Source organism: Ruminococcus hominis (assembly GCF_014287355.1).
GTDB classification, from domain to species: domain Bacteria; phylum Bacillota; class Clostridia; order Lachnospirales; family Lachnospiraceae; genus Schaedlerella; species Schaedlerella hominis.
Genome location: NZ_JACOPE010000001.1, coordinates 2,501,427 through 2,515,238 on the forward strand (window position 1 = coordinate 2,501,427; position 13,812 = coordinate 2,515,238).

Sequence of the window (13,812 nt, forward strand, 5' to 3'; positions counted from 1 at the left end):
CGTTTCCGACAGCCAGCCCCACTATTCCGTACCTTGATTGTACCACATGGGGCGGCTGTCTGTATAGCGGCAAAAGCGTCAAATCTGCTTCTTTATGGTCTGTCAAATCGCCGTTTTTTGTGTAGCAGCTTCCGCTTCCAGCACTTTCATCATCTTGTCGGCTGCGGTGTCGGTTGCGCCCTGCTTGAAGAAGCCGGAAACGGTAAGGACGGAGTTGCCCATGCGGATTTCCGTTACACAGTCCGGGCGGCGGTCTGTTTTGGTGGTGCTTGTCTGTTTGGTTTCTGTCATAGGCTCTCCTTTCGCTGCTTTATCAGTTGCTTTAATCGTTCCAGCTTTTCCTGTGCGGTTTCCTTTCGGAAGTTGCTGCCCGTGAAGCGGACGGGGGCGCACATGGAAGTCAGCCTGTCATAGATACGGGCGTGGGGCGTGTCCTGCGGGTGCTGCAATTCCTCCAGCGTGAGGTTGGTCGTGGCGATCAGCGGCTTGCCGCTTCGGTAACGGCTGTCAATCACGCTGTAAACCTGTTCCAGCCCGTACTCTGTCCCTCGCTCCATACCAAAATCATCAAGTATCAGCAGAGGGTAGCTGCAAAGGCGGGAAATATATTCGTTCCTGCCCTCAAAGCTGGCGGCAAGGTCACCCAGTATCGTTGCAAAATTTGTCATGCGAACGGCAACCTCTTTTTCCATAAGGGCGTTGGCGATACAGGCGGCAAGGTAGCTTTTTCCTGTCCCCACGCCGCCCCAAAACAGGTAGCCGATATTTTCAGCCTGCATGGTTTCCCAACTCTCCACATAAAAGCGGGCGGTTTCGGTCTGTGGGTTTCTGCCGTTGTCATGCTCAAATGTCCAGTTCCGCATAGCGGGGTCGGTAAAGCCCCGGCGTTTCAAGTCCTCCACTGTTTCAAGGTGCTTCTGTCGGCTTTCAGCGGCTTCCCGCTTTTCACGGGCTGCCCGGTGGCAGTCGCACTCTGCCGGGTGTCGGTCATGCCCTAACCATTGGGCGGTTTCTTTTGAAAAGTATGCTTCTTTTGGCGTATGGCACTTGCCGCAGTATAAAAGCCCGTCCTCGCCTGTGTAGTCCTCTGCTTCGGCGGTAGTGGCTGTAATGTCCGTAATCATAGCTTCAATCTCGTTTTTCATAAGCTCTCGCCCTCCTTGCATGAATAATCGGGTATGCCCTGTTTCGGGGCAGCCTTGCCTTTGGCAGCGTCCTCCTGCGCCCACTTGTAAATGGTGGCTGCATGGCTGTGGTACTGCTTCCCGGTGGAAGCGATATGGCAGGAAAGCCGGTCAATATAATACTCCCACTTGTCGGGCAGCTCTGTTTTCAGCCCGGAAAGCTCTGTATCGGTCAGTATCACATTGTTGTATCTGCCATAAGCGGCGGGGGCGGGGTATCCCGTTTCTCCCTCTCTCTCTTTTTCTATCTCTATCTCTTTCTCTAACTCTATCTCTATCTCTGGTGGACGAATGTCGGACAAATGTCCGCCTTTTGTCCGGGGCGGTAAAAGTGCCTTGTTTTCCAGCCTTGCAGCCCGTTTCCTCTCGGCTTCGGTAGAGGACTGTCCTATCATCAGCTCAATGTCGGTCATATAGAAAGCCCCGCTGTCAAGCTGCTCCACAAGCCCCAACTGCCGGAAAATCTCTAAAGCCCTCTCAACTGTCCCTATCTGGTGGCGGGTCAGTGTCGCTATCATCTGCGCTGTGTAGGGGATATGCTCGTCAAGCTGCAACTTCCCGCCGTTTTTCAGCGATTTTAAGTACAGCTTCAAGAGAATATTGGAATATAAAATCCCGTCTTTCATATCTTCCAGCAGTACAATGGAGTCGCTGTCAAAAAAGTTCTCTTTCAGCTTGAGGTAGTAATACTTGCGGTTATCTGCCATTGTCCCTGTCCTCCTTTTTCCGGCGTTTGGAGTAGTAGCGGGGGCAGAGTATGATAACCGCCCGGAAGCTCTGCTTGCAGCTATGGGTACAGCTCCGGCAGAGGTCGTTGTATGTGATACGGTCGCAGGTGGCATTCCCGACTTTCACTTGCCGCAGGAAAAAAGACCATTCCAGCCGCCGTTTCTTGCTCATTCTTGGCATGGGTGCGCTCCTTTCTGCCGTTTCCGCTGGTGTGGCGGTATCGGCGGTAATTCTGTATCATCTCGGTATCATTTTCGGGGTTTTTCTGCCCTGTAAGCCCGTTAAAAAATCCTTTGGTATTGGGGATAGGGTACGGGGCAGCCCCCTTGTTCTGTATGGGTTCAGGTACATTTTGGGGTGGTTTTTATCGCTCCTGTTCCTGCCTTTTCACAGGCTTGCGCTCCCGGCGTAAAATCTGGTCGATATTGCCCTTGACGGTCTGTAAGCGGCGGTATTCCTCCCGTTTTGCCCGGTAATCGTTGTAGCCGCTGTTTTTCTCTTTGATAAGGGTTTCAATCTCTGCTTGCAGGGCTTTATAGCTTGGCAGCTTGGAAATGCCGTTCTCCCTAAAATAACGGGCGGCTGCGTCTGCTATGATAAAGTCGCTTTCGTGCTTCTGTCGGTAGGCTGCTTTTGCTTTGGCGTTTTTCTGCTGTTTCAGCCCGTCCCGGACAGGGCGGGTCTTGGAATAGGCAAGCACCTGCCGTTGCAGCTCCTTTTTCCCGTCCAGCGTCTTTTCCACCTGCTTCAGCTCTGTAAGGCTTTCCCGCATGGCGGTATAGGCGGCAGAACAGGCTTCGTCCAGTTCCTCCGGGGAAGAAAAGCCGTACTGCTGGTAGGCGGTAACGGTAGCCGCCATTTGCTTTAGATTGTACTTTGCCGCCCAGCGGTCATAGCCCACGCCCTTGCCCTCGGCTCGCTTGGCTTCCCGGTCAACCATGCGCTGCAAGGTGTTGTCTGCCGGGGTGGTTTTTGTGGTTTTTTCCCCTTGTGACGGCTTTTTAACTGCGGCAGGGTATTCGGGTATGGCTTTGGTCTGTTCGGCGGCTCTGCGGGCGTTCTGTGTAAGCAGGGCAAGGACAGTAGCCTTGTCAAAATCGTCCCCCAGCTTCCGGGCTGTGATAGGCTTTGTCCTGTCCGGCGTGAGGTAGGAAAGCCGCCCCCGACTCTCCTTGACAGTCACACCCTCACGCAGCAAAAGGGAAGAAAACTCGTCAAAGCTGGTAGCTTGGGAAAGTGCCTGCCGTATCGTCCGGCGCAGCTTCGCCTTGTCCGTTTCAAACTTGGTGGGCTTGGTCGGCTGTCCGGCGGCTTCTCTGGCGGCGTTCTCTTTATCAAGGGCAAGCTGCCCTTTCTTTGCCGCCCAGTATTCCCGTTCCGTTATCCGTTCCTTGCTGCCGCTTAGGAGGTCGATTTGGTAAAGCCCCTCCCGGTGGCACATCTCCATGACTTCACTCTTGAAATATTCCATAGCGGCGTTGGTGCAGCGGTGCTTGCAGCCCTCCCGTGTATCGGCTGGTCTGTCCATGTAGGGCAGAAGCGGGACTTCATAAATCCGCAGGGAGTTGATGACGATATGCACATGGATATTGCCGCTGTGGTTATGCCCGTCCGGGTGGGTGCATACAAGGGCTTGGTGTCCGGGGAAATGCTCTTTACAGAACTGCTCGCCCAGCTCCTGCGCCCGGTCTACGGTCAAGCCGTTGTCTGTCCCGTCCCGTGGGTCAAAGCTGATGATATAGTGGTGGCTTTTCACATCTTCCCGTTTTTGGTTTTTCTCATAGCGGAGATTGGCTCGCATACAGGCAACAGCGAAATCTTCGCCCCCACAGTTAAGGGAAGAAATGCGGTAATCCTCCCTCGGTATCAGCCGCCCGTTTTCATCAAGGGTGGGCTTCATGGTAAACTCGTCATGCTCAAATGTGAGGTAGGCTTCCGCTGCGCCATAGTCGGCATTTTTAGAGCTGATATGTTTGAATGTTGCCAACAGCGTCACCCACTTTCTGCAAGACTTCAAACTTTAGGGCAGCAAGGTCGGAAACCGCCGCCCGCACCTCCCCGGCAAGCTGCGGGTAGGGGCTGTGCCACTCGTTCAGCGTCCGGGCTATCTGGTTTAAGTTGCCGCCGATCCTGCCGTATTCGGCGGTCAGTTTCCCGACAGCGGCAAGCAGCTCGTCATTGACAGGAGAAACGGTTATGATGGGGCGTATGGCTGCCCCGGTTATGGCTTGCCGGATAAACTCGGCTTGGCTCATGTTGTAAGCAGAAAGCCTTTCCGCAAACTCGGCGTATTCTTCCTCGGTCATGCGTGTCTTGACTACCCGGCTGCGGTGCGGTGTGTTGTATCGTTTTCGCATGGTAAAACCTCCTTTCTGTGCGTGGTGTCCTCTCACTAATAGGAGAAAAACGGGGTGTGAAGCGGAACTGTTTTTGAAAAATCCGAAAAAATATTTTGAGGGATTTTTAAGCGGCGCAAGCCGCATAAGCAGGGTTTGGGGAAGGCACTCCCCAACAAGATTCCCGCAGGGGCAAAATGAGCGAAAAGCGAATTTTGGTACTGCGGTAGAATCTTGCTCTAAGAAAGTGACGGATTCCGCTGTGTAGGCTTCTGCTGATACCCTCGACGGAGAGGGCGGGGCTTCTGCCAACTTTGCGGCAATATTTTTCCCGTCATTATTACTACGCACTGGAAGAAAAATATGGCAAAGTCCCCCGGAAAATCTTTTCGTGTTTTCGTAACAGTATTTGACAAAAACGGGCGCAAAAAAACAGGAAACCTTTTTCTGATTTCCTGTTTACTGACTGCCAAAAAGGGCGGCGGTTATTCGGTTGTCATTCCCCGGAAGCAAACTTGTAGCCTATGCCTAAAACGGTCTTTATGTAGGTGGGGTTTTTGCTGTCCGGCTCTATCTTTTTCCGTAGGTTGTAAATCACGTTGACAACACTTGAATGGCAGCTATCGCTATCCATGTTCCAAACGGCTTCAAAAATCTGTTCTTGTGTGAGGACATTGCCGGGATTGGAAGCAAGGAATACAAGGGTACTGTATTCAAGGCGGGTAAGGTTTATTTCCTCCCCGTCCCTAAATACCCGGCGTTGGTGCTGCCTTATTTCCAGTCCCGGAAAAAAGAGTGTAGGAAAAACACCAAAAGACATGGTTTCCATTTTAGCTTGATTGGCAGTTATTAACGATATAATTTGTTCATATAAGTTGTTCTGATTATCTGTCCGAATTATTATTAACTTATCCATGTGTTTTCATGACCTATTCTGTCTGCGCTAGTTTTGTATGTTTAGAAGTTGCATATATCAATGGGCTAACTTCTTTTTCACAAAATAAGCTAAGTCTATGGAGTGCTCTGGTACAGGCAACGTATAAGAGATTTTTATCATCTTCATCATAGTAGTTTTGATTGTCTGCATCACAAATTAAGACGGCATCAAATTCCAACCCCTTTGACATATATACTGGTATAATGAATACACCTTGTAACTCTGCTGCACTTCCATTTCTGATTATTTGTATATCTAGTTTGTGCTTTATTTTGTTATACAAGCAGATGGAATTATTTTCAGTTTTACAAATTAATCCTATTGACTGTAATCCTTTTTCTTGGCATGATTTTACCTCTTCAACAATCTTGTCAATAAAGACTTCGGAATTATCCGCAATAAATACTTCCGGGCTATCCCCTTTCCGATTAAAACTTTTTATCTGTGGACTTTGTTCTATGAATTTTAAGCTAAAATTTAATATCTCATTCGTACAACGGAAACTTTTGTTCAACACGATAAGAGAAGATTTTTTCTTATTCAGTATTTTATGAATTTCTTCATAGAAAGATATATCCTCTTTTTTGGCAAGGGTTTGTTTCATATCCCCTAAGATTGTAAATTTAGCATTTGGAAATAATAAGCCGAATATTTCATATTGAAGCGGGTAATAGTCTTGAGCTTCATCAATGACAACCTGCTTGATATTTTTATATTCATTCGTTCCGTATATTTTTAAATATAAATAAAGCATTGCTATTGCGTCATCATAGTATATACAGCCTGCTTCCAGATTTTCTTTCGTATATTCCCGGATTTCCTTTATGCTCTCTGAGGAATTATTATTTTGCAATAAACTGAAAAAATAGGATTCATTGCTAAATAATGTTTTATACAACTCAAATATATCAATTTTTATAAATTTTTGTATTTCCTGCTTTACTAAATTTTTTTCTGCTTTATGTCCCCGTCCCTTTCCTGTTCCAAATATTAGTTCTAAAATATAATCTTCTAATTGCTCTAACTTTATGCCTAATGGAGTTTCTGTTCTTCCCAGTATCTTATCTTGTAGAGTCTGCCTGTTTACAACACATGTTCCTTCATAATAAACATCATCAAATTCTATCCATTGGCATGGAATATCATAAATAAATTTGTCTAATATTTCCCCAAAAAGTTTTGACGCTTTAAACTCGATACTGTCTTTATAAATTTTTTTGTATTGTGAGGGAGCAATTATTTTTTCTAAAAAATCGTTCTTGGACTGAATTTTCCTGCCTTTTAACAGCATTTTTAGAATATCCTCAAATACAACGGAGATAACATTATCTTCTCCCAATTCGGGCAACACATTAGAAATATATTGCTCAAATATAGTATTAGGGGAAATAATCATAATATTATTTGCGGACAACTTTGTCTGTAATCCTTGATACATAAGATAAGCTGCCCGATGAAGGGCAATGGAAGTTTTACCGCTTCCTGCCACGCCCTGCACCATTAACAGGTCGTTTTCCATATCTCTGATAACAGCGTCCTGTTCTTGTTGTATTGTTTCAACTATCGCTTTCATTTTGGCGGTGGTATTCTGTGATAATAGTTGTCTTAAAAATTCATCAACAATCTGCACATCTGTATCAAAAAAATACTTTAACACTCCATTCTTTATTTCATACTGACGTTTTAATTTGAGTTCACCTGTTACCCGCCCGCATGGAGCGTCATAAAATGCTTCTCCTTTCATAAAGCGGTAAAAAATACTTGCAATCGGTGATCGCCAATCATAAACATACATCTCCTGATAACTGTTTTTCCGTAGAGAGGAACGTCCGATATATATTTTTTCACATTCTTCCTCATCATCAAATTTAAAATCAATACGGGCAAAATATGGTGATTTTATCATGTTTTCCAGTAAAAGTATTCTGTGTTCTTCTTCTTCATAATCTACAATTTTATCTGTAACAGGGTTCATATATTGACTTAACTCAACAAGTGCCTCAAATCCGTCAGAAGTGTATAGATTTGTAACACTATGTGTTGCGTTTTCACGAACTTCTTTTTTGGCTTCGATAATTTGTGATTTCTTTTTTTCTGCTGCTTCTTTTGCTTGTTTTAATTGTTCCTCGGCTAAAGATATAGTTTGCTTTAATCTTATTTCTTCGTACTCTCTTTCTGATTGATTATTTCCCATAAAAAATACCCTCCTTGATAAAAAACAACAGAAAAATTCTCACTGATACATTGCTAGGCTAGTTTAGCACACGTTTGCCTATATAAACAGTCTTGTAATCATGAAATTTGTATGATACTATTATGGTGGGAGAGAGAATACAAAAATATTGTATATGCAATAGTAAAAAGGTCAGTAGCCTTTCCCATTATCCCATATCTTCAGCAGACAGGAATACAAGCCCAGTAAATTCTTCTTACAGAACGTGGGAAAGCTGCACCTTAGCTTTCCATGTCCTGTGAATAGAGTTATCCATGATTCCATAGCCTGTTATGCACATTTCCATAATGCTTGTCTTTGGTTCTTTTGTTCGGAATAGTGTGGTGCTTGCGGTCTATCTCTTGTTTTCGGTTGCTTGCTTCTTTACCGTACATGAGCATTAGCGCCGGGATTGTCATTTCCATATCCTTCCAGAAGGTTTACGACACCCCACACACCAAGACCTGCGCCGATTGCGACTACAAGAGTTTTTAAAGTTGTAATTGCACTGCTAAAAAATGCCATATATTCATAAACCAAAACTGACTTCTTTCAGGTGTTTACGGGAATGAAAAAACACCGACTAAAAAGCCGGCGCACCTAATGTCAGTTATTCCTTTCCTCATTATTTTTCGTTCATTCCCAAGGTTACTCCGACAGTTCTACATGAATCACTTCCACCTCTTCTTCGGGTTTCGGTGTGTACTGCGGATTTAACTCTTTCTCTACTTTGTACCGGTTCTTCTCGTTTTCATCTGCAAGAAGCCGATAGTTTTTGTGTTTCGTGATATCATATTTATCCGAGAAAAATGGTCTGGCACCACGGATCTGCAGGATACATTTTCCTCCATCCATGACTGCAATCTCATCTTCCGTCATCAGCTGTTTGCCTGTTTTCTGGTAATTCAATCCAAAGGACTTCTGATTACTCCTCGTCTCCGAAGTGTTATACAGGTCAATGGTTTCCTTCCCCAGAAGCTCACTCATTTCCTTTAAGGTAGTTTTCTCTTTTCCACCAAGGAATAGTGTGGTATCACAGTTGCCCAGAATGGTATCTGCACTATCCTTATACATTGCCTTTAACTGACTCTGGGACTGCAAAATAATAGAAGCAGAGATTTCCCTGCTTCGTATGGTTGCAATCAGCTTGTCAAACTGAGGAATCTGTCCGATGTTGGCAAACTCATCAGCGATGACACGCACATGCAGCGGAAGTCTTCCACCATATTCATCATCTGCCTTATCGCAAAGCAGATTGAAAAGCTGTGACTGTAACATGGCAATCACAAAGTTAAAGGTTGTATCTGTGTCGGACATAATCAAGAACAAGGCTGTTTTCCTGTCTCCGATCTTATCCAGTTCCATTTCATCGTAAGACATGATCTCACGAAGTTCTGCGATATCAAATGGGGCAAGTCTGGCTCCACAGGATATCAAAATACTTTTCGCTGTCTTTCCAGCCGCCATTTTATATTTTTTATACTGTCTGACCGCAAAGTGCTGCGGATCTCTTTCTTCCAGTTCCTGGAACATCATATCCACCGGATTCTGATAAGTTTCATCCTCTTCACGGGTTTCGCTTTCGTTCAAAAGATCCAGAAGGGTATTCAGATTCTTTTCCTCTTCATCCCCTTCATACCAGATAAAAGCAATCAGTGCTGTGTACAGCAATTTCTCTGCTTTCACCCAAAAATCTTCGGAAGCTTTTTCCCCTTCGCCTTTGGTATTCACAATGATTGTTGTCACCAGCTTCAGGATATCTTTTTCAGACCGTATATAAGCAAATGGATTGTAATGAAGCGATTTGGAAAAATTGATGGTATTCAGAACCTTAATCACATATGGCTCATGAACCACTTTTCCAGATTTATCTTTCATAATATTTCCATTCTTATCTTTCTTAGGCGGTCCCTTTGCTAACATCTTCCCACACTCTTCGATCAGAGTACCTTTCGGATCTGTAATGACCATGGAACAATTCATCTGCATGACCGACGGCTTTACAAAAAATCGTGTCTTTCCGGAACCACTGCCACCGATGACCACGATATTTTTATTTCTCGCATACTTCGGCTGCTTTGGTCTGCTCTCCATGGTCAGTGCTTCTGTTGCTGTCAACGGAATATTCATCCAGGGATCATCTGACATATAAGGCTTGATATCCTCTGCAGTTCCCCATCTGGCTGAACCATACTCGATTCCTTTCCGAAGTTTCTTTGCATCTGACTGTTTCTGCCAAACTAATAGTTTCAAAACAACTGCGACAGTAACTCCAACCAATAGATCTCTCAGGTCAAGACTCAACAGAATCCCTGTAAAAATCCGATCTGCATGTTCCATCGCATATAACAGTTTGTTCCCTATATCTTCTCCGGGACTGCTCCTGTATAGGCAGGATGCTCGGTCCGCATAAAAAGCGGTCAGAACATAGGGAAGATTCGTAAGAACCAGTTTCTTTTTATCCAGGGCGGACAGCCTGACCCCAGCTTTATTCTTCCACTTCTGCATCAGATTATTGCCGTTTTGTTTCTTCATCGGCTCTGTTCCTGATGTCGGCTCTTTACTTTGTCCTTCGTCTTCTTTGGCATCATTGCCCGGTAAGCTGCAAGACGCTTATGAATGGAAGGTTTATTCGCTTTTTGAATCTGTTTCTGGGAAAACTCACGGAAAGCAGCATTGAGGGCATCCTGATCACGTCCCTTGAAAAATACCAGATAAACCGGCGGCTCTTTGCTCTTGTCTTTTTTCAGAGCATAATTGATCCCATATTTTCTAGCATACCGTTCAAAGGACTTGATATTTTTGTCCGTGATCTCGATATTGACCATCCCGGCATTCTGTTTTGCCAGCTCTTTTACCGTGACCTTTCCCTGTTTCGGCTGATTTTTCTGTGCTTTCTTCTCTACTGATTTCTGCTTCTGATGACGCAGATACGCAACAAGAACCTTTTTCAACAGGTCTGCCGTAATCTTAGTAGCCCGAATACAGAACGTGACCGTTTTCTGAGTTACCTCTTCCTGCATGACTTTTCCCTCCTTTCAGCGATTCAACTGCTGTCCAAATCTGTAATCATGGCAATCACCCCCTTTAATGAAAAAAGACAGATTAACCGGTAATCAGGTTCTGCACCTGTACGAGTTTTTCTGTCCCTTCTTCTTTTCTCTTATCTTCTCCACCACAATAGATGGGAACACACATTTCAAGTATTCTACTGTAAATACGCTGATGGGCAGTATCCAAATCTGTGGACTTCATTTCATTCAGTCCCAGATTCGTTGTTATGATCAGCGGAAGCATTTTACAATAGCGGCTGTCTATCACATTATAAACCTGCTCCAAAGCAAACTCGGAATTTCGTTCTATTCCCAAGTCATCAATAATCAGCAGCGGATAATCCACAAGATTTTGTATAATCTGGTTCTTATCTGCCTGATAGCTGGTCATTTCATTTAAAATCCTGGAAAAGTTTGTCATCATGACACGTTCTCCCTGTTCCAAAAGTGCATTTGCAATACAGCCTGCAAAAAAGCTCTTCCCGGTTCCAACCGGTCCCATCAAAAGCAATCCTACATTTTTTCTCTTCATATCTGTCCAGTTTTCTACATACTGCCTGGCGATTAGTATCTTCTGGTTGCTTCCATTGTCATTTTCAAATTTCCATTCCCAGAATCTTCTTTCCCGAAGTCCGACGGATTTTCTCTGATAAAGCTGCCGCTGTTCTTCTTCCCGCTGCATCTTCTCATCCAGTTCCTGCCTGGCTTTTACCTCGCATTCGCACAAACAGGACACTACATGCTCAAAACCTATCAGACTGACTTTCATCTGTTTTCTTTTTCCACAGGTGCCACAATGAAGACATCCCTCTTCGTCCAGATAATCTGCTGTTACTTTGTTTTCCATCACAGGCTTTCTCCTTCCTGAAATTCATATTTATCCATTCCTATCCTGGTTCCATCCCTTTCTGCCCAAAGACAGATTGTTGCAAAATGGTTTTGATACTCTTTTCCACTGGATTTCATATAAACAGAAAGATGATCAATCCGTTTCTGGTAATCCCATGGAAATAGCGTCGTCAACTCCTGCAGTTCAGCTTCCGACAGAACAACATTTTTAAATCTACCATATTGACTGAATTTTTCTTCCAAAGCGGGTGTATTGCCCTTACTCTTATCAGTATGATTCTTTTCAGTCTTATTTATCTTAGTATTACTTCCATCCAGATTCTTGCAGTCCGGACTTCTATTTTTTTGCGTTCCGGACTTCCAGTTTCTTGCAATCCGGATTTCCAATTCTTTGCAGTCTGGATTTCCAGTTTCTGGCATTCCAGAAACAAAGTATCTTACTGGCTTTCCTCTACTCCGTTTTACAAAATTTTTCACATATATGACAGAGGGACGATTATTCCCCTGCCGATACCGCTCGATCAATCCAATCCCATGCACACTATCCAGCTCATATAGAAGCTTTGTCACTGTCGTATGCGACATTCGCAACAGCTCCTGCAATTCTGCGATCGTGTAAATGATATAGACATAACCCTCACTGTCAATCCAGCCATTTTTCTTGGACAGGCTGATTCGATCAAGCAGAATTCCATAAAGGAGCTTTGCGTCTGTGGACAGGCTTGCAAACTCTTTTTCTGTGAACAGAGCTTTTGGTATCCGAAAAAAAGAAAACTGGTCAGATTCTTCTGCTCTGAAATATTCAAAATCTGCCATAATATTTTCCTACTCTTCTACATCAAAATCACAATTTGCTGCACTGCCTGTACCATGGCACATCTCATCAAATACAAAATTGAATGATTGAATCATTTCGTCCAAATAATAATTTCTGGCCTTCTTGTTACAAGCATACATATCACCAATAAAGCCTTCATCATTCCCCATCGCATGAACAAGGGTTTCCAGGACCTTCATAAACTTCTTTTTTGAACAGCTTTCATACTGTCTGTTCACATATTTCTGGATATCTAACACACGAGCAGGATTATTTTCATTTTCCTCCAGAATTCCAAATGCAAGATCCATACCAAACTCATATCCATCTGCCTTAATTTGATCAATATCCATCTCTCCAAGCTCATCCTGGTATCCTCGCTTTTCCATTGCAGTTAAAGACGTTTCATATTGATCAATATATCCCATATCCGCAATAGTTTCAAAAATATCTCTGGATGCTTTCACCATCTTATCCATAATAATTTCTCTTTCAGCCAGCGGCATATTTGCCATGATAGTATCTAATGTCATCATTGATTCTTCCTCCATCTCATTTTCATAAATACCATTGATATAAAAGTGGTTCGCCTTTCCATTGTTTGGAATGATACGCACCAGTTTACCAACCTGAACCAGTTCCTGTACTGCCTGATCTACTCCATACCGAGTCGTATTCAGGTCTTTCTTTATTTCACTTTTGGGATAGATAACAAACAGATTCCCGTTATGATCTACCCAGCCATTTTGCACCGCAAATTTCAAACGATCCAGAAATAAGCTGTATAGAATCTTTGCTGTATTTGACAGATTTTTGTATTTTTCCATCTGAAACAGCACCTTTGGCACCTGCAGACAATCTACCGGCATATACTCCATCTTACTCATTGATTGTTTCCTCCTTCTGTTTGTACAGCACTTCGGCTGAATTAATATTGATTTCCAGCATCCCTACAAACACCTGATAGTACAGCAGGCATATCTGTTCATCCTCTCTTGCCAGATACAATCCTTCCAGTTCATTGGACGGATGTTTCATTCCGTATACTGCCTGACAGATATCATGGATTTTCTCACATTCCACACTTCTAAGATGCATCTCCAAGGTGTGATTAAATCTCTGCCAGTCCTCCAGTTTCTGATTTACTGCCATCATGCACTGGAACAGTTCCGCTGCTTCACATGCTGCTGACAGCACTACATTTTTGTTGTTGATACTTCCATCGGCATTTTTCATATGCCCTACCATATACGCCTGATCTACTGAAACCATCTTTTATCCTCCTCTATCTAAACGGCATTTCTTCTTCCATACCCTCTGGGATCTCTAAGAACCCTTCCGCATCTTCTGGAAACGGTGGTCTGTCAACCATTTTTGCACCTGCGAATTCAATCCGGTTTGCATACACTTCGGTGGTATAGATCTTTTTCCCAGTATCCTTATCTTCATAATTACCTGTGACAATCTCGCCTTCCACCATGACCTTCGTTCCCTGCATCAGATAATCTCTGGCAAATTCTGCTTTCTTTGCAAAAGCCTTTACCGGAATGAAACTGACTTCATCGGAATAATTTCTTCTGACTGCCAGAACGAACTTGGCAATCTTATGAAGTCCTTTTTCATTCTCCACTTCGTTGTATCCAGGATTTCTTACTAATCGCCCGGAAATAACTGTTGTATTCATTGGCTTACCCC

General features: G+C 44.0%; 15 protein-coding genes and 1 pseudogene. All 16 read right to left on the reverse strand.

What is annotated here, in order from left to right; genetic code table 11:
* Positions 1 to 102 precede the first annotated feature (102 nt).
* Complete coding sequence (locus H8S40_RS11080) at positions 103 to 291, reverse strand: transposon-encoded TnpW family protein (RefSeq protein ID WP_002569233.1); 189 nt, start codon at positions 289 to 291, stop codon at positions 103 to 105.
* Positions 288 to 1,145, reverse strand: coding sequence for an ATP-binding protein (locus tag H8S40_RS11085; RefSeq protein WP_117962489.1), 858 nt, complete (start codon positions 1,143 to 1,145; stop codon positions 288 to 290). Before H8S40_RS11085 ends, H8S40_RS11080 begins: the two co-directional genes overlap by 4 nt.
* Positions 1,142 to 1,891 carry a phage replisome organizer N-terminal domain-containing protein gene (locus H8S40_RS11090; RefSeq protein WP_117962487.1) on the reverse strand — a complete coding sequence of 250 codons (750 nt, stop codon included), beginning with the start codon at positions 1,889 to 1,891 and terminating at the stop codon, positions 1,142 to 1,144. The genes H8S40_RS11085 and H8S40_RS11090 overlap by 4 nt, the downstream gene beginning before the upstream one ends.
* Positions 1,881 to 2,093, reverse strand: coding sequence for a hypothetical protein (locus tag H8S40_RS11095; protein ID WP_087212865.1), 213 nt, complete (start codon positions 2,091 to 2,093; stop codon positions 1,881 to 1,883). The genes H8S40_RS11090 and H8S40_RS11095 overlap by 11 nt, the downstream gene beginning before the upstream one ends.
* Positions 2,094 to 2,277: 184 nt before the next feature.
* Complete coding sequence (locus tag H8S40_RS11100) at positions 2,278 to 3,900, reverse strand: relaxase/mobilization nuclease domain-containing protein (RefSeq protein ID WP_117962497.1); 1,623 nt, start codon at positions 3,898 to 3,900, stop codon at positions 2,278 to 2,280.
* The gene (locus tag H8S40_RS11105; RefSeq protein WP_002569238.1) at positions 3,872 to 4,270 is read right to left on the reverse strand and encodes a plasmid mobilization protein; all 399 of its coding nucleotides are present in this window, start codon (positions 4,268 to 4,270) and stop codon (positions 3,872 to 3,874) included. Before H8S40_RS11105 ends, H8S40_RS11100 begins: the two co-directional genes overlap by 29 nt.
* A 475-nt stretch (positions 4,271 to 4,745) precedes the next feature.
* Positions 4,746 to 5,165, reverse strand: coding sequence for a winged helix-turn-helix domain-containing protein (locus H8S40_RS11110; protein WP_117649097.1), 420 nt, complete (start codon positions 5,163 to 5,165; stop codon positions 4,746 to 4,748).
* Positions 5,166 to 5,178: 13 nt separating this feature from the next.
* Positions 5,179 to 7,380, reverse strand: coding sequence for a HelD family protein (locus H8S40_RS11115; protein WP_117739290.1), 2,202 nt, complete (start codon positions 7,378 to 7,380; stop codon positions 5,179 to 5,181).
* A 414-nt stretch (positions 7,381 to 7,794) separates the two neighbouring features.
* Positions 7,795 to 7,923, reverse strand: a pseudogene (locus H8S40_RS11120) (Maff2 family mobile element protein); the annotation flags it as partial.
* Positions 7,924 to 8,046: 123 nt separating this feature from the next.
* Complete coding sequence (locus H8S40_RS11125) at positions 8,047 to 9,906, reverse strand: VirD4-like conjugal transfer protein, CD1115 family (protein WP_330607389.1); 1,860 nt, start codon at positions 9,904 to 9,906, stop codon at positions 8,047 to 8,049.
* A gap of 23 nt (positions 9,907 to 9,929) precedes the next feature.
* Positions 9,930 to 10,421, reverse strand: coding sequence for a PcfB family protein (locus tag H8S40_RS11130; protein ID WP_024720793.1), 492 nt, complete (start codon positions 10,419 to 10,421; stop codon positions 9,930 to 9,932).
* 82 nt (positions 10,422 to 10,503) lie between these two features.
* Positions 10,504 to 11,298: an ATP-binding protein gene (locus H8S40_RS11135; RefSeq protein WP_186582108.1), complete on the reverse strand. Its 795-nt coding sequence runs from the start codon at positions 11,296 to 11,298 to the stop codon at positions 10,504 to 10,506.
* The gene (locus H8S40_RS11140; protein WP_055156955.1) at positions 11,298 to 12,116 is read right to left on the reverse strand and encodes a replication initiator protein A; all 819 of its coding nucleotides are present in this window, start codon (positions 12,114 to 12,116) and stop codon (positions 11,298 to 11,300) included. The genes H8S40_RS11135 and H8S40_RS11140 overlap by 1 nt, the downstream gene beginning before the upstream one ends.
* 9 nt (positions 12,117 to 12,125) lie before the next feature.
* On the reverse strand, positions 12,126 to 13,004 hold the full coding sequence (locus H8S40_RS11145; RefSeq protein WP_024728267.1) for a replication initiator protein A: 879 nt from the start codon (positions 13,002 to 13,004) through the stop codon (positions 12,126 to 12,128).
* Positions 12,997 to 13,389: a hypothetical protein gene (locus H8S40_RS11150; protein ID WP_008688048.1), complete on the reverse strand. Its 393-nt coding sequence runs from the start codon at positions 13,387 to 13,389 to the stop codon at positions 12,997 to 12,999. The genes H8S40_RS11145 and H8S40_RS11150 overlap by 8 nt, the downstream gene beginning before the upstream one ends.
* A gap of 13 nt (positions 13,390 to 13,402) precedes the next feature.
* The gene (locus H8S40_RS11155; RefSeq protein WP_005344165.1) at positions 13,403 to 13,801 is read right to left on the reverse strand and encodes a single-stranded DNA-binding protein; all 399 of its coding nucleotides are present in this window, start codon (positions 13,799 to 13,801) and stop codon (positions 13,403 to 13,405) included.
* Positions 13,802 to 13,812: the final 11 nt, after the last annotated feature.